The sequence below is a fragment of the Hydrogenivirga okinawensis genome, assembly GCF_055385515.1.
The window spans coordinates 1,195,894-1,211,999 of record NZ_AP042386.1; the positions used below are offsets into that span (position 1 = coordinate 1,195,894).

General features: G+C 52.2%; 10 protein-coding genes, 2 tRNA genes and 3 rRNA genes. 7 read left to right on the forward strand and 8 right to left on the reverse strand.

The window, feature by feature from the left end:
* The first annotated feature begins 63 nt into the window (after positions 1–63).
* From ACZ483_RS06900 to serS, 5 genes are read left to right on the forward strand one after another with little or no spacing between them, the layout of a single operon-like run.
* Positions 64–483 carry a DsrE/DsrF/DrsH-like family protein gene (locus ACZ483_RS06900; protein ID WP_464323447.1) on the forward strand — a complete coding sequence of 140 codons (420 nt, stop codon included), beginning with the start codon at positions 64–66 and terminating at the stop codon, positions 481–483.
* A complete protein-coding gene (locus tag ACZ483_RS06905) occupies positions 483–674 on the forward strand; it encodes a hypothetical protein (protein ID WP_464323448.1) in 192 nt (63 codons plus the stop codon). Before ACZ483_RS06900 ends, ACZ483_RS06905 begins: the two co-directional genes overlap by 1 nt.
* A complete protein-coding gene (locus tag ACZ483_RS06910) occupies positions 671–1,108 on the forward strand; it encodes a DsrE family protein (protein WP_464323449.1) in 438 nt (145 codons plus the stop codon). Before ACZ483_RS06905 ends, ACZ483_RS06910 begins: the two co-directional genes overlap by 4 nt.
* 32 nt (positions 1,109–1,140) lie before the next feature.
* Positions 1,141–1,956, forward strand: a complete 816-nt coding sequence (locus ACZ483_RS06915; RefSeq protein ID WP_464323450.1) for a GGDEF domain-containing protein — start codon at positions 1,141–1,143, stop codon at positions 1,954–1,956.
* An 11-nt stretch (positions 1,957–1,967) separates the two neighbouring features.
* Positions 1,968–3,248 carry a serine--tRNA ligase gene (gene serS, locus ACZ483_RS06920; RefSeq protein WP_464323451.1) on the forward strand — a complete coding sequence of 427 codons (1,281 nt, stop codon included), beginning with the start codon at positions 1,968–1,970 and terminating at the stop codon, positions 3,246–3,248.
* Here serS and ACZ483_RS06925 read toward each other — a convergent pair.
* The 7 genes from ACZ483_RS06925 to ACZ483_RS06955 all read right to left on the reverse strand — a co-directional run bounded on the left by ACZ483_RS06925 (position 3,240) and on the right by ACZ483_RS06955 (position 13,026).
* A complete protein-coding gene (locus ACZ483_RS06925) occupies positions 3,240–4,142 on the reverse strand; it encodes a diguanylate cyclase (protein WP_464323452.1) in 903 nt (300 codons plus the stop codon). The genes serS and ACZ483_RS06925 overlap by 9 nt on opposite strands.
* A complete protein-coding gene (locus ACZ483_RS06930; protein ID WP_464323453.1) occupies positions 4,135–7,977 on the reverse strand; it encodes a cache domain-containing protein in 3,843 nt (1,280 codons plus the stop codon). The genes ACZ483_RS06925 and ACZ483_RS06930 overlap by 8 nt, the downstream gene beginning before the upstream one ends.
* A 76-nt stretch (positions 7,978–8,053) precedes the next feature.
* A 5S ribosomal RNA gene (gene rrf / locus ACZ483_RS06935) occupies positions 8,054–8,171 on the reverse strand.
* A 38-nt stretch (positions 8,172–8,209) separates the two neighbouring features.
* Positions 8,210–11,162, reverse strand: a 23S ribosomal RNA gene (locus ACZ483_RS06940).
* A 47-nt stretch (positions 11,163–11,209) separates the two neighbouring features.
* A tRNA-Ala gene (locus tag ACZ483_RS06945) sits at positions 11,210–11,282 on the reverse strand.
* A 13-nt stretch (positions 11,283–11,295) separates the two neighbouring features.
* Positions 11,296–11,369, reverse strand: a tRNA-Ile gene (locus tag ACZ483_RS06950).
* A 79-nt stretch (positions 11,370–11,448) separates the two neighbouring features.
* A 16S ribosomal RNA gene (locus ACZ483_RS06955) occupies positions 11,449–13,026 on the reverse strand.
* Together the 16S, 23S and 5S rRNA genes with 2 tRNA genes alongside form the textbook arrangement of a ribosomal RNA operon.
* A gap of 376 nt (positions 13,027–13,402) precedes the next feature.
* Here ACZ483_RS06955 and lysA point away from each other — a divergent pair.
* Positions 13,403–14,653, forward strand: coding sequence for a diaminopimelate decarboxylase (lysA, locus tag ACZ483_RS06960; RefSeq protein WP_464325139.1), 1,251 nt, complete (start codon positions 13,403–13,405; stop codon positions 14,651–14,653).
* Between the two features lie 44 nt (positions 14,654–14,697).
* Complete coding sequence (locus tag ACZ483_RS06965) at positions 14,698–15,135, forward strand: Fur family transcriptional regulator (RefSeq protein WP_464323454.1); 438 nt, start codon at positions 14,698–14,700, stop codon at positions 15,133–15,135.
* Here ACZ483_RS06965 and ACZ483_RS06970 read toward each other — a convergent pair.
* Positions 15,120–16,070 carry an acetyl-CoA carboxylase carboxyltransferase subunit alpha gene (locus ACZ483_RS06970; protein ID WP_464323455.1) on the reverse strand — a complete coding sequence of 317 codons (951 nt, stop codon included), beginning with the start codon at positions 16,068–16,070 and terminating at the stop codon, positions 15,120–15,122. The two genes, ACZ483_RS06965 and ACZ483_RS06970, sit on opposite strands and share 16 nt — an antisense overlap.
* Positions 16,071–16,106: the final 36 nt, after the last annotated feature.

Below are 16,106 nucleotides of genomic sequence, written 5' to 3' on the forward strand. Positions count from 1 at the left end.
GAAAAAATTATTCCCACTTTACATACCGATCGTTCGGTATAAATTTAGAAGAGGAGGTGGATCATGAAGAGTATGGCTATGGTTGTAAGGCAGGACGCTTACGACCTCGTTTTAACACCCTTAGCCTTCGCCTATCTCGGTGTAGCGGACTACGATGAGGTGAACATACTTTTCGTAAACTGGGCTGTAAGGCTTCTCTCAAAACAGGGCGTTGAAGCGGTAAAGCCGTCAGCCGATCATGCGGGAACACCTGTGGAGATGATAGAGGAGCGTGTTGCTGCCGCAGGACTTCCAGCCGACCTTCACGAGATATTTAAGAAGCTCAAGGAAACCGGTAAGGTTCATCTTTACGCCTGTAGTCTCGCGGCTCAGATATTCGGCGTGGAAGAGAAAGACCTTATACCTGAAGCTGACGGTATAGTTGGAGCCTCTTGGTTTCTTAAAGAGAAGGCTGAGCCGGCAGCCGTGTTCATGCAGTACTGATGGATAGAGATATCTGTAAGGGGTGCGTATATTACGTTAAGAACCTTCCAAAAGATATGTATCCCGAGGAAGAATGGAAGATACTGGAAGACATGGAATGTTCCGTAGGGGCAGAGCCCGGCGATGAACTGTGCAACACATTCAGGAAGAGCTCTTGCAGACTTGTAGATCTTGAGGGAGGTGAACGATGAAGCCGATAGCCATTTTCTTTACCTTAATCTTACTTTCCTTCGCTCAGGCAAAGGAACTTAAAGCCGTCTTCGACTGCGCCGTGGGAGATCTGAACTGGATCAGCCTCAGACTATCCTTGATAAAGAAAACCGCCGAGAGTCTGTTAAGGGAAGGGAAAGACTATAGGTTCGTTATAACGATACACTCCCACTGCATTCCTGTAGTGGAGAAAAACCTAAGGAAGTTCCCTCCGAAAAAGGCTAAGAAGATAGAATTTATACAGAGCCAGTTGAAGACCCTCAAGGAGCTTTACAACGTCGAGGTGAAAGCCTGCAAGATAGCGATGGATAGGGGTAAGATAAGCGGAGTACCGGACTTCATAGATACGGTTCCCAACAGCTGGATAACCCTCATCGAACTCCAGAACTCCGGATTTGCATTTGTTCCTTTTTAAACTTATAATTTTCCCGTTCCGAATTTTTATTTATGGGCATTGAGGATTTAGAGAAGTTCCTTCCTGTAGTACTGATCAACAGAAATTACGTGATTACATCGCTCAATGATACCGGCAAGATGATGCTCGGGGATGTGGTGGGGAAGAAGTGTTTCCAGATACTCTATAACTTGGAAAAACCCTGCCCAGAATACAACATAAGTTGCCCTATAGTTTCCGGTGAGGAGAACGTCGATACCGTGACCTTAGACTTTGAGGTCTACCTAAGGACCTACGGCAAACTCCCTGTGGGAGGAATCTATTGGGAATCGGTCATAAACATAACCAACCTATCTATAATACGCTCAGGTGTCTTCGACACACTCACGGGACTCTACAGCAGGAGCTTCCTCAGTGGTCTTTTAGAAAAGCTCTTTTACCTCTGGAAGAGGTACGGAGAGGTCTTTTCCATGCTTTTCTTAGATCTCGACAATCTAAAACAGATAAACGATGAGTTCGGACACCTTACAGGGGACGAAGCTCTTAAAAAGGTAGGGCAGTGTATAAAACTCTACCTCAGAAAAGCCGATGTTGCGGTCAGGTACGGAGGAGACGAGTTCCTTATAGTTCTTCCCAAAACGAGAGGTGAGGACGCCGTGGTTGTTGCTAAGAGGATACACGAATGCATAACGAGTATACCGTTCGTTTCTAAGCTGTCCGCCACCATAGGTGTGGTAGAGATCTCCGAAGAAGATAAGGACACAGAAAGCATGATAGCGAGGGCGGATAAGGTGATGTACTACGTCAAGGAGAATAGAAAGGGATCTATAGCGATTCAGAAGGGAAAAGAAATAACCTTGGTGGAATAAAATAATCTCCTATGTTAGACATAGAGCTTATAAGGAAAAAGCCGGAGGTCGTTAAGAAAAGGCTCGCGACAAGGGATAGAGAACTTGCATTCCTCGTGGACGAGGTCCTCGAACTTGATTCGGAGAGGAGAAAAATACTCACAGAGCTCGAGAGTCTGCGGGCGGAGAGGAACAAGAAAAGCAGGGAGATAGGTACGCTCAGAAGGGAAGGAAGGGATACGAGAGCACTCGAGGAAGAGGTAAAAAGGCTCAAGGAAGACATCGAAAGGCTTGAAGAAAGGCTTTCAGAAGTAAATTCAAAGCTTAGGAAAGTTATGCTGTGGATGCCCAACCTACCCCACGAGAGCGTTCCCGTAGGAGAGGACGAAGAGGACAACGTTGAGGTAAGGAGATGGGGAGAACCTAAGGAGTTTTCCTTTGAACCTAAGCCTCACTGGGAGATAGGTGAGAGACTGGGAATACTGGATTTTGAAAGGGGGGCGAGACTCTCCGGAAGTCGTTTTACCGTGGTAAGGGGCTTCGGGGCAAGGCTGGAGAGAGCCTTGATAAACTTTATGCTCGACCTGCACAGGGAAAAAGGATACGAAGAGGTGCTTCCTCCACACCTCGTTAGACCTGAGATTCTCGAAGGAACCGGTCAGCTCCCGAAGTTTGAGGAGGATCTGTATAAATGCGAAAGAGACGGACTTTACCTGATACCGACCGCTGAAGTTCCACTTACTAACCTGTACAGGGGAGAGATACTTAGAGAGGAAGATCTGCCCATATACCTGACAGCGTACACCCCATGCTACAGAAGGGAAGCGGGCTCCCACGGAAAGGATATAAGAGGGATCATAAGACAGCACCAGTTCAACAAGGTGGAGCTTGTAAAGATCGTCCACCCGGATACATCTTACGATGAACTGGAGAAACTTACCGCAGACGCCGAGGAGGTTTTAAAGCTTTTAGGTCTTCCCTACAGGGTAGTCGAGCTCTGTACCGGAGACTTAGGTTTCTCGGCAGCCAAAACTTACGATATAGAGGTATGGTTCCCCTCACAGGGGAAATACAGGGAGATCTCCTCATGCTCCAACTGTGAAGACTTTCAAGCGAGAAGGATGAACACGAGATTTAAGGATTCGAAAACAGGCAAAAACAGGTTCGTCCATACCCTAAATGGCTCCGGTCTTGCGGTCGGAAGAACTCTTGCAGCTATGCTCGAAAATTACCAGAGGGAAGATGGGAGCGTAGAAGTTCCCGAAGTGTTGAGGGACTATATGGAAACAGATATACTCAAACCTTCAACGTGATAGAACAACTCTGTTTCTACCCTCTTCCTTCGCTCTGTATAGAGCCTCGTCCGCCCTTTTAATCGCAGGTTCTATATTTTCATCGACCGAAAGATCCACCTGAGCAACGCCTATACTGACTGTATATCTTAGTTCTTTGCCATCGGATAACGGTACGCTCGAGTTCTCAACTTTACTTCTTATCCTATCCGCTAACTTCTCCGCATCTTCCGCTGTAGTCTCGGGAAGTAAGATTATGAACTCCTCACCCCCAAACCTACAAGCTATGTCACTTTCCCTAATGGAATTCTTTAAGATATCAGCAAGAACCTTCAAGGCGAGGTCTCCCGTGTCATGTCCGTAGGTGTCGTTTATGCTCTTGAACCTGTCTATATCCAAGAGCATGACCGAGAGGGGCTTTGAATACCTCTTTGCACTCTCAAATAGGTGCCGGGCAACTTGCGCGAAGTATCTCCTGTTGTAAAGCCCTGTGAGCGGATCTGTTGTTGCAAGTCTCTGAAGCTCTTCGTAGTAAGCTCTCAGCTGGAGCTGCGTCTTGACTCTTGCGAGAACCTCTCTGGGTTTGAAGGGCTTGGTTATGTAGTCGCTACCACCCACGTCAAAACCCTTCTCTATACTCTCCTCATCTGTGAGTGCTGTTATGAATATAACGGGTATATCCTTTGTCTCAGGGTCTGCCTTTAGCTTCTCGCACACTTCGTATCCACTCATTCCCGGCATCATTACATCTAAAAGCACAAGGTCTATAGGCTCTTCCTTTACTATCTCGAGGGCGGTCTCTCCATCCGTGGCGGCGTAAACCTCGTACTTGTCCGAGAGGAGTTCAAGGAGTATGTCTATATTCCCCTCTTCGTCATCCACAATGAGGATATTTCTCCCTTCAACCTCACTCATCACCCAGCACCTCCAGCGCCTCTTTGAACTTGTATCTATCCACCAGCTCCCTTACCCTCTTCATCTTTTCCCCAAAACCATCGGGTAATTCCACATCGGACAGCTCTTCTACGAGATTCTTACACTCCTTAGCCCTTCTCCTTCTCAGGGCTTCCTTTAACTTGGTGAGGAGCTGATTCAACTCTTCTTCAGACAAGACTCTCTTACCTTTAGAATTCTCTTTTTCAACCTCTACAACCTTCTCTATATCCGCGGTAACTTTATCAAGTTCTTCGTAGAACCTTTTGAACAGGCTTTTATTTAAGGTCTTCTCTATTTCCTTAGCTATCTCGCTGAGCTCGTAAGCTCCTATGTTAGCAGCAAGCCCCTTTATGGTGTGGGCTACCCTCTTGAGTTCTTCATCCTCAAGCTCCTCTAACTTTAAATTCCTGTAATCCTCGTAGAACCTCCTGAGAATCTTCCTGTAGAGCTCCTCGTTGCCCATTACTCTTTCCAGACCTTTAGCAGTGTCTATGTGCTTCATCGGCGGGAGGATGGTTTCCGCTTTAGGCTTGGGCGATTCAGGAACTGTGTTCTGAGATCTTCCCGTCCTTAGATACTTCTTAAAGGTTCTGTAAAGCTCCCTAACATCTATTGGTTTCGTGAGGTGTTCGTTCATACCAGCCTGAAGGCTCTTCTCTACCTCTTCCTTAAGGGCGTGGGCGGTCAGGGCAACTATCGGTGTCCTCACACCCTCTTCTCTGAGAATCTTGGTGGCGGTCAGCCCGTCCATAACAGGCATCTGAACATCCATAAGTATTAGATCGTAGTCTTTACTTCTGACTTTTTCTATAGCCTCCCTCCCATTCTCGGCGGTGTCTATCTCAATCCCGCTTCCCTCCAAGAGCCCGAGTATTATTTCCTGATTTATCTTGTTGTCTTCAACGAGAAGTATCCTTGCCCCGGCGAAGGTGCTGAACTCGTCCTCTCCGTTTTCGGAAAGCTCAGGGGTGAACTCCACCGGCAGGTCAACGAATATCTTGTAAATTATCTCGTTCAGGATTTTTGGATCAACTGGTTTCTCCAAGAAAACGCTTATACCGGTATCCTTAGCCCTAATTACCACATCCTCATCCCTGAAGGCGCTCACCATTATCACCATTCTGGGAGAGTAGTTACAGCAATCCCTTATAGCCTTTGTAGCTTCTATCCCGTCTATTCCCGGCATCTTCCAGTCCATAAGTATGAGGTCGTACTCATCGGTGGAGTTACATACTTTCTCTACAGCCTCCTCCCCGTTCTCAGCGTAATCCACTTCCATACCGAAGGACTCAAGTACATTACCCAGAATCTCCCGCCAGTTTTCGTTATCATCAACGATAAGAACCCTCCTGCCATCAAAGCGGTAGAGCTTTTCATTTTCGGAAGCCTCCTCAAGGTCTATTTCAAAGAAGAACCTGCTCCCCTTGCCAGGCTCGCTCTCAACCCAGATCTTCCCGTTCATCATCTCAACAAGGTGCTTCGTAATGGAGAGCCCCAAGCCCGTTCCTCCGAACTTCCTCGTTGTACTGGTGTCCGCCTGGGTAAAGGGCTGGAATATCTTTTCTACCTGCTCTTTCGTCATACCTATTCCTGTGTCCCAAACCTCAAAGAGATACCTACCTTCCCTTACCTTGCTTATTCTAAGCCCTACCTCCCCCTTCTCGGTGAACTTGACGGCGTTTCCAAGTAGGTTCGTAAGTATCTGGGATATCCTGAGGCCGTCTCCGTAGAACCTTCTGCCAACCTCCGGTCTGTAGTCCACCACGAGGTCTATCCCCTTCTCCTGTGCCCTTACTTCCATGAGGTTAAAGACGTTCTCGACCACCTCAAAGAGGTCAAACTCCCTCCTCTCGAGGGTGAGCTTTCCAGCCTCTATCTTGCTTATGTCAAGAATGTCGTTTATTATCCCTAAGAGCGTGCGGGCGCTCATCTCTATCTTTCTGAGGTAATTTTTCTGCCTCTCGTCAAGCTCTGTCCTTTGGAGGAGCTTTATCATTCCGATTATCCCGTTCATGGGAGTTCTTATCTCGTGGGACATGTTGGCTAAGAAGATGGACTTCATGCGTGTCGCTTCTTCCGCCTTCTGCTTGGCCTCTTCCAGCTCTTTCGTTCTCTCCTTCACCTTTCTGTCAAGGTTCTCGATGAGGTCTCTGGTGGTCTCCACCATGTGGTTGAAGGACTCTGCCAGAACGCCTATCTCATCACTCCTCTCTATATCAGCCCTGACGCTGTAGTTTCCTTTTGCCACCTCTCTAGAAAGTTCTGAGAGCCTAACCACAGGAGAGAGGAGGTTTCTCAAGAAGAAGACGCTCAGAATAAGTGTGAGTCCAAAACTTCCAGCCGTGGTTCCAAGGAGGACGTTCCTGACCTTCCCGGCGGTAGCCCTGAAGTCGTCCAAGTAAACAGAGGAAGCTATGTACCAGTCCAGCTCCGGGATATACTCTATCCAGGCTATCTTATCGTAAACGTAGTTCCCTTTGTCCGAGGGCTTGTCCCACTTGTAAACGAGCTTCTTTTCTCCTGACCTGTAGGCGTTAACTAAGTCCTCAAATATCGAGTTCCCGGTGGTTGGGTTCCTTAGGTGTCTAAAGTTGGTTCCTTCTATGTTGTCATTGGGATGTATGAGCATGTTAGCCTTTCCATCAAATATGTAGAGGTATCCAGTCTCCCCAAGTTTGGTTTCCATGACTATCTTCCTCAGTTGTTTCATAAGCTCCTTTTTCTTCTTCTCCACCTCTCTCTGAACGTCATCAAGGTAAACTCCCGTTCCAACCACCATTCTCCACGCCGGAAAGTCTTTGACGTAGGTGAGCTTTGGATAAGGCGTGGGGTCATCTTTGTTCTTCTTCCACCAGTATTGAACGAAGCCCTCTCCCTTTTCACGGGCTACCTTTATCATGGGCGGGATTATGAGGTTCCCCTTTACGTCCCTGACGTTGGAGAAGTCTTTGCCCGTCAAGTACGGGTGGGCAACTATAATGTTGTCGTAGTTGACGATAAAGAAGTAGTTGTTGTCGCCGTATCTGAGCTTGCTTACGAGCTCTATAACCTCTTTCTGGAGCCTCTCCCTTAGCCTTGTGTAGTACTCACCGGTTCCTATTATCCATCCGAAGGGTTCAAAGCTGAAAACGTAGCTTATCTTATCCTCTACCTTTCCGCTCAGAGGGTTGAGCCATTTGTATTTGACTATTCCCGCCCCTTTCTCCTTACAGACCTTGACCATTTCGTTGAAGAGGTAAACTCCATCTGGGTCGTGATAGTCACCCAGATATTTGCCGTTAAACTCAGGAAGTATAGGGTGCATAACCATCTTAGGAGTGAAGTCGTTTATCCAGAAGTACCCTGCTCCATTGTCGTATCTGTATATCTGGACAAAGTGGATGACCGCCTGTTTCAACTCTTCTTCGCTCATCTTGTCTTTGTTGGTGCTGTAGAATTCCCAGAGGCGTTTTTTAAACTCCTCACCCCTTTCCTTTAGAACTTCCCCTATATTCTCAGGTTTAGACTGCTCATACTTTGCCTTTACTATGCTCCAGACTGTCTGCGTAAGGTTCTTAAGCTCAGCCTTATGTTTCTCTAATATATCCTGACGGTAATCCTCTATGTCTCTCTGAAAGTTTCTCGTAAGAGCTACAACCTTCCCAAGAATGTCTTGAGCGTTTCTCTCTTCAAGCTTTTGGATACTCTCTTCAACAAGAGGGACAACTACTGCAAGCAAGACAATGGAAGATATAAAGAAAATCAGAGTTATGTAGAAGGCTGCCCTTAGAAAGAGATTCGACCGGATAAGAGCTAAAGGTCTCTGGATAAGCACGACAAACTCACCTAAGGGGATTGTTTTCTTTATCGGAAGTTCTGTAGTGTATTTTGAATTGAATTTGAATAAAAACCCCCGGCACCGACCTACTTTCCCGTGCCGCGGTCCGGCACAGTATCATCGGCGCTGGCGGGCTTAACTGCCGGGTTCGGAATGGAACCGGGTGTTTCCCCGCCGCTATGGGCACCGGGGAATCGGCAACTTAATAGGTCTCCCTCTCCTCAGGTAGGTATGCAAGTCGAACGGGCGATTAGTACCGCTCGGCTTCACCCATTGCTGAGCTTCCACCTGCGGCCTATCAACCCGGTAGTCTTCCGGGGCCCTTCAGGGAGCCCTTATCTTGGGGTGGGCTTCGCGCTTAGATGCTTTCAGCGCTTATCCCGTAGCAGGGTGGCTACCCGGCGCTGCTCCTGGAGGAACAACCGGTACACCAGAGCCTGCCCCGTCCCGGTCCTCTCGTACTAGGGACGGACCCCCTCAAGGCTCCTGCGCCCGCGGCGGATAGGGACCGAACTGTCTCGCGACGTTCTGAACCCAGCTCGCGTCCCCCTTTAATGGGCGAACAGCCCAACCCTTGGGACCTGCTTCAGCCCCAGGATGGGGGGAGCCGACATCGAGGTACCAAACCTCCCCGTCGATGTGGGCTCTCGGGGGAGATTAGCCTGTTATCCCCGGAGTAGCTTTTATCCGCTGATCACCGGCCCTCCCACGTGGAGCCGGTGGGTCACTAGGCCCGGCTTTCGCCCCTGCTCGGCCTGTCGGCCTCACAGTCAGGCACCCTTCTGCCCTTGCACTCTACGGCGGATTTCCGACCCGCCTGAGGGTACCTTTGGGCGCCTCCGCTACCTTTTAGGAGGCAGCCGCCCCAGCTAAACTGCCCACCTGACACGGTCCCCGCCAGGGGTTCACCTGGCTGGGTTAGAACCCCAGCCTGCCCAGGGTGGTATCTCACCGGCGGCTCCACCCCCGCCGGAGCGGGGGCTTCCCAGCCTCCCACCTATCCTGCGCAGGACAGGCTAGGATTCAATGTCAGGCTGCAGTGAAGCTTCACGGGGTCTTTCCGTCCAGCCGCGGGTAGCCGGCATCTTGACCGGCATTACAATTTCGGCGGGACTCTCCTCGAGACAGTGCGGCACTCGTTGGGCCGTTCATGCAGGCCGGAACTTACCCGGCAAGGAATTTCGCTACCTTAGGACCGTCATAGTTACGGCCGGCGTTTACCCGGGCTTCGACCCCCAGCTCATCACCGGGGGCTTTAACCTTCGGGCACTGGCCAGGCTTCAGACCACATACATCCCCTTTCGGGTTTGCGTAGTCCTGTGTTTTTGGTAAACAGTCGGCACCGCCCGGTCACTGCGACCCACAGGAGCTTCGTCCGCAAGGGACTACACCCCCATGGGCACCCCTTCTTCCGAAGGTACGGGGCCAATTTGCCGAGTTCCTTGAGGAGAGTTCCCCCGACGCCTTGGGCTCCTAACCCAGCCCACCTGTGTCGGTTTCCGGTACGGGCAGCGGTGCTTCAAAGCCAGCGCCGTTGTTTCTTGGCAGTGTGGCGTCGGCCGAGTTACCGCATCGGCTCTCGGGGTTATGGAGGCGCGGATTTGCCTACGCCTCCCCCCTACTACCTTACACCCGCATTCCATAGCGGGCCCGGCCTAGCCTCCTGCGTCACGACTCTGGCTCCACACCGCTGGCGCGGGAATGTTGACCCGCTTCCCATCGGCTACGCCTCATCGGCCTCGCCTTAGGGTCCCGGCTAACCGATGGCTGATTTCCATTGCCACCGAAACCTTGGGCTTCCGGCGGGCAGGTTTCTCACCTGCCTTCGCTCCTACTCATGCCAGGATTCTCACTTCCCTGCAGTCCATCCCACCTCACGGTGAGACTTCAACCCGCAGGGAACGCTCCCCTACCGCCAGCACCTCCCGGAGGAGATGCTGACCCGCGGCTTCGGTACCGGGCTTGAGCCCCGCTAAATTTTCGGCGCCCTCCTCCTCGACCGGTCAGCTGTTACGCACTGTTTAAAGGATGGCTGCCTCTAAGCCAACCTCCCGGCTGTCTTAGGAGGAGGACTTCCTTTACCACTTAGCCCGGATTTTGGGACCTTAGCCGGCGGTCTGGGCTGTTTCCCTCTTGTCCACCGGAGCTTATCCCCCGGGGACTCACTGCCGCCCTACCTTTCCCGGTATTCGGAGTTTGGCAGGGTTCGGTACCCCTCTCGGGGCCCTAGCCCAACCAGTGGCTCTACCCCCGGGAAGGAACGGGCGACGCTGCACGTCGATGCATTTCGGGGAGAACGAGCTATCACGGGGCGCGATTGGCTTTTCACCGCTACCCTCACCTCACGGGACGGTTTTGCAGCACCGACCCCTTAGGGCCTCCAGACGGTTTTACCCGTCCTTCACCCAGGGCAAGGGTAGATCGCCCCGCTTCGCGTCTGCCCCCAGGGACTTAAACGCCCTATTCGGACTCGCTTTCGCTACGGCTTCGCCTGACGGCTTAGCCTCGCCCCTGAGGACAACTCCCTGGCTCATTCTGCAAAAGGCACGCAGTCGGGCCACGAGGACCCTTCCACTGGCTTGTGGACTCGGGGTTTCAGGTTCTATTTCACTCCCCTTCCGGGGTTCTTTTCACCTTTCCCTCACGGTACTATGCGCTATCGGTCAGCCGGTAGTACTTAGCCTTGGAGGGTGGTCCCCCCTGATTCCCGCAACCTTTCACGTGGGCCGCGGTACTTGGGATCGCGCCCCAGGGAGACTCCACACCTTTAGCCTACGGGGCTGTCACCCTCTACGGCGCCCCATTCCAGGGGACTTCGGCTAGGTGGGAGTTTTGTAACTCCCCGAGGAGCCGGCGGACTCCTCCGGACGCGTCCCGCTACCCCCTGTGGGCTAAGGCCGCCGCCATGGCACCCACAGGGTTTGGGCTCTGCCCCGTTCGCTCGCCGCTACTAAGGGCGTCTCGGTTGATTTCCTTTCCTGGGACTACTAAAAGGTTTTGCTTCGTCCCGTGTGGCCTCCCGCCGAAGCGGGATGACAGGCTTGGCGCCTGCCGGGTTTCCCCATTCGGGCATCCGGGCCTCAAAGGCTCTTTGCGCCTCCACCCGGCTTATCGCAGCTTAGCACGCCCTTCGTCGCCTCCGGCTGCCGAGGCATCCACCCCGAGCCCTTACTAACTTGCATACCTACCTTATCGGAGAGGAAGACCTATTCAGTTGCCAAGGAGCCAATGGAGATGGCGGGACTTGAACCCGCGACCTCCTGCTTGCAAAGCAGGCGCTCTCCCAGCTGAGCTACATCCCCTGTGCCCCCAATATGGGCCTCCCAGGACTCGAACCTGGGACCTTGCCCTTATCAGGGGCACGCTCTAACCGGCTGAGCTAGAGGCCCTGCCTTGCAAACAACTCAATAGGGGGAAGGAATCCTCTTCAAATACGGACTAGACAGTTTTGAGAAAATTCTCCGTTATAAAGGAGGTGATCCAGCCGCAGGTTCCCCTACGGCTACCTTGTTACGACTTCGCCCCAGTTGCCAGCCCTGTCATCGGCCCCTGCCTCCGGCTCCGAAGAGCCGGTTAGCTCGGGGACTTCCGACAGGACCGACTTCCGTGGCGTGACGGGCGGTGTGTGCAAGGCCCGAGAACGTATTCACGGGGACATCGCTGATACCCCGTTACTACCGATTCCGGCTTCATGGAGGCGAGTTTCAGCCTCCAATCCGCACCATGACCGGGTTTAGGGATTAGCTCCCCATCGCTGGGTCGCATCCCATTGTCCCGGCCACTGTAGCGCCTGTGTGGCCCCGGGCATAAAGGGCATACTGACCTGACGTCATCCCCACCTTCCTCCGGCTTATCGCCGGCAGTCCCCCTAGAGTGCTCCCCAAACGGGGTAGCAACTAGGGGCAGGGGTTGCGCTCGTTGCGGGACTTAACCCAACATCTCACGACACGAGCTGACGACGGCCATGCACCACCTGTGCCGGGGTTCGTTCCAGAGGAACGAAAACCCTCCGCTTTCGCAGAGGTTACCCCGGCATGTCAAGCCCGGGTAAGGTTCTTCGGTTAGCATCGAATTGAACCAGACGCTCCACCGGTTGTGCGGGCCCCCGCCAATTCCTTTGAGTTTCAGGCTTGCGCCCGTACTCCCCAGGCGGGGCGCTTAACGCGTTAGCTGCGAGCCTGCCCCCGAAGGGACAAGCCCTAGCGCCCATGGTTTACGGCCAGGACTACCCGGGTATCTAATCCGGTTCGCTCCCCTGGCTTTCGTCCCTGACCGTCAGGACAGCCCCAGCAGGCTGGCTTCCCCTTCGGTGTTCCTCCCGAGATCTACGCATTTCACCGCTACCCCGGGAATTCCGCCTGCCCGGGCGTGCCTCAAGTCGGGCAGTTCAGGATGCCGTTCCGCCGTTGAGCGGCGGGCTTTGACATCCCGCTTACCCGACCGGCTGCGGACGCTTTACGCCCAGTGACTCCGCGCAACGCTCGGGACCTACGTATTACCGCGGCTGCTGGCACGTAGTTAGCCGTCCCTTCCTCTGGGGGTACCGTCAAGACCGTGAGCTATTAACCCACGGTCCCTTCGTCCCCCCCGACAGCGGTTTACACCCCGAAGGGCTTCTTCCCGCACGCGGCGTCGCGGGGTCAGGCTTGCGCCCATTGCCCACGATTCCCCACTGCTGCCCCCCGTAGGGGTGCGGGCCGTGTCTCAGTCCCGCTGTGGCCGGCCACCCTCTCAGGCCGGCTACCCGTCATAGGCTTGGTGGGCCGTTACCCCACCAACTACCTGATGGGCCGCGGGCCCATCCCCAGGCGGGAGCATGCAGAGCAGAGGCCCCCTTTGGCCGGGATACCTTAGTGGCACCCGGCATTATGGGGTATTAGCCCCGGTTTCCCGGGGTTATCCCCCTCCTGGGGGTAGGTTACCCACGTGTTACTCACCCGTTTGCCGCTCAGCACCCACCCCCGAAGGGGTGAGCCTGCGCACGACTTGCATGTGTTAGGCGCGCCGCCAGCGTTCGCGCTGAGCCAGGATCAAACTCTTCAAGGAAATCGGGCACAAGCAATAAAAAACTACATTCTGGATCTGGACCCCAGTTCTTGAGGATTCCTTCCCCCTATTCAGTTGCCAAGGAGCCGGCGAGCCTCTCAGGACTCGCTTGTCAGTGCGGTCTATTAATATAACCCAAGGGGGTACCCCCTGTCAAGGGGGTTTTGAGCCTGTTGAAAAAATCGCCACAACTTGGAATATCAAGCAACCGGAAGACCGGATAGTTCTCAAAAGGTTAAGACACGATAAAAGGAGCTCCAGAAGGACCATGTCAAGATAAGCCTTCCAGAATGTAGCACAGGAAAGGGTTTACACGGATGCTTCTTTCAGGTATTAAAATATTCTCTCCCAATTTCTGGAGGTTGATATGGAAAAGCTGCTGAAGGATTACAATCCCTTTCTGGACTTAAAGGAAGGGGAACTCTTTTTAGAAGGCGTTTCTCTGAAAGGTCTCGCCGAGGAGTACGGTACACCTCTTTATGTTTACAGTGCATCCTACATAAGGGAGAGAGTACGGGCATACAGGGAAGCCTTCCCGGATGCTCTTATTTGCTATGCAGTTAAAGCCAACTTCAATCCCGAGGTTATAAGGATTGCAGGGGAGGAAGGTGCGGGAGCGGATATAGTCTCTGGAGGTGAGCTTGTAGCTGCCCTTAAGGGAGGGATAGATCCTTCGAAGATAGTCTATGCAGGTGTGGGTAAGACCGTCCCGGAGCTCGAATTTGCGGTCGATAAGGAAATTCTCATGTTCAACGTTGAATCGAGAGACGAGCTCTATGTTCTTAATGAGATAGCTGGGAAGCTCGGGAAGAAGGCAAGGGTAGCCATAAGGGTAAACCCGGATGTGGACCCCAAGACCCATCCCTACATATCAACGGGGATGAAGAAGAGCAAATTTGGGGTGGACTTCGAAACTGCAAAGGAGGAGTACAGGCTGGCGAGGGAGTTGGAAAACCTTGAGGTGGTAGGAATCCACTGTCATATAGGATCTCAGCTCTTGGACGTGTCCCCTTACAGAGAGGCTGTGGAAAAGGTAGTCGGGCTTTATAGGGAACTCCTCGATGAGGGCTTCGATATCAGATATGTGGATATAGGCGGTGGATTGGGGGTAAAGTACAAGCCGGAGGATAGGGAGCCTACACCGAAGGAGCTTGCGGAGGTTGTTCTTCCCTTGCTGGATGGGATGGAGGCTCAACTCATTCTTGAACCGGGAAGATCGATCACCGGCAACGCCGGTCTTTTAATATCTCAGGTTCAATTCCTGAAGGACAAGGAGATAAAGCACTTCATAATCGTGGACGCTGGCATGAACGACCTCGTCCGTCCCGCTATCTACGGCGCCTATCACCACGTAGTTCCTGTAAAGAGCAGGGGAAGGGAACACATTATAGCGGATATAGTCGGTCCCATATGCGAAACTGGAGACTTCCTTGCCAAGGATCGGAGGATCGAGTGGCTTGAGAGGGGAGACTACATAGCGGTGCTCTCCGCAGGAGCCTACGGCTTCTCCATGGCTTCCCACTACAACGTGAGACCAAGACCTGCAGAGGTTCTCGTTGAAAAGGGTGAGTACACTCTCATAAGAAAACGGGAGGATTACGACTATATACTTAATCCTCCTACGTGAAAAATATTATTGAAAAATAATCTACCTTTGCTATATTTATAGCCATGGAGCTTAAAGAGGATATGCTCGAGAGTTTTGTAGAGAGGTGCAGGCAGGCAGGACTTAAGATAACTCCTCAGAGGGTGGCGGTTTACGAGATACTTCTCAAATCCCACAACCATCCCACCGTTGAAGAGATTTACGAAGAGGTAAAGAAGAGGTATCCCTTCGTCTCCCTTGCCACCGTATACAGAACGGTTGAGACCCTCGAGCAGATGGGTCTTGCTAAGAAGGTCTGCTACTGGGGGAGCTCCGCAAGGTACGACGCCAACATGGATGAGCATCACCACCTTATATGTGTAAAGTGCGGAGCTATAAGGGACATCTACATCGACAAGAACATAGACATCCCCGAGGAGCTCGAAGGCTTTGAAACCTCTGGGTACTCGGTGAATATTTACGGGCTCTGTCCGAAGTGTAAGAAAGATCAGGACTCCTCGTAAACTCCCATCCCAGAAAACTTTTCGAACCTCTCTCTGAGGAGACTATCCAAATCCTTCCTGCAAAGCTCCTTTAAACATCTCCTCAGGAAGTAGGCGAGGATTTTTGCCGAGGCTTTCGCATCCCAGTGGGCGGCACCGTAAGGTTCCGGGATTATACAATCGACGATTTTAAGGTTGTAAAGATCTCTTGCTGTGAGCTTGAGAGCCTTGGCAGCGTCCTTCACTCTGTCCTGCTCCTTCCACAGGATCGCCGCACAACCCTCCGGCGATATAACCGAGTAGTAAGCGTTCTCCATAATACAGACCCTATCGGCAACACCGAGGGCAAGGGCGCCACCGCTTCCACCCTCTCCGATAACTACCGCAATCGTTGGAACTTTTAGATATCCCATGGTGAACATACTCTCCGCTATAGCTTCCGACTGACCTCTTTCCTCTGCACCGATACCCGGGTAAGCCCCGGGTGTATCTATGAAAGTTATAACAGGCATCCTGTACCTCTCGGCAAGCTTCATTATCCTTATCGCCTTCCTGTAGCCCTCCGGATGGGGCATTCCAAAGTTCCTTTCTATTTTCTCTTGCGTTCCTCTTCCCTTCTCATGTCCTATCACCGCAACGGGCTCTCCCCTGAAGTAACCGAACCCGGCGATTATAGCCTTATCGTCCCCAAACCTCCTGTCTCCGTGAAGCTCCACAAAGTCCTTTATCAGCAGCTTTATGTAGTCCGAGGTGTGAGGTCTCTTGGGATGCCTCGCTATCCTCACCCTGTCCCATGGGGATAGGTCTGTATAAACATTCTTTGCCCTCTTCCTGAACTCTCTTTGAAGTTTCCTAAGTTCCTCTTCCACCTCCCTATTCCCAGCACGGTAAAGAGCCCTCAGGTTGTCTATCTTCTCTTTAAGTTCAATCAGCTTCTTTTCAAACTCCAGATACATCGCTGGCTTAATTATACACCCGAGGTGCGCACACAA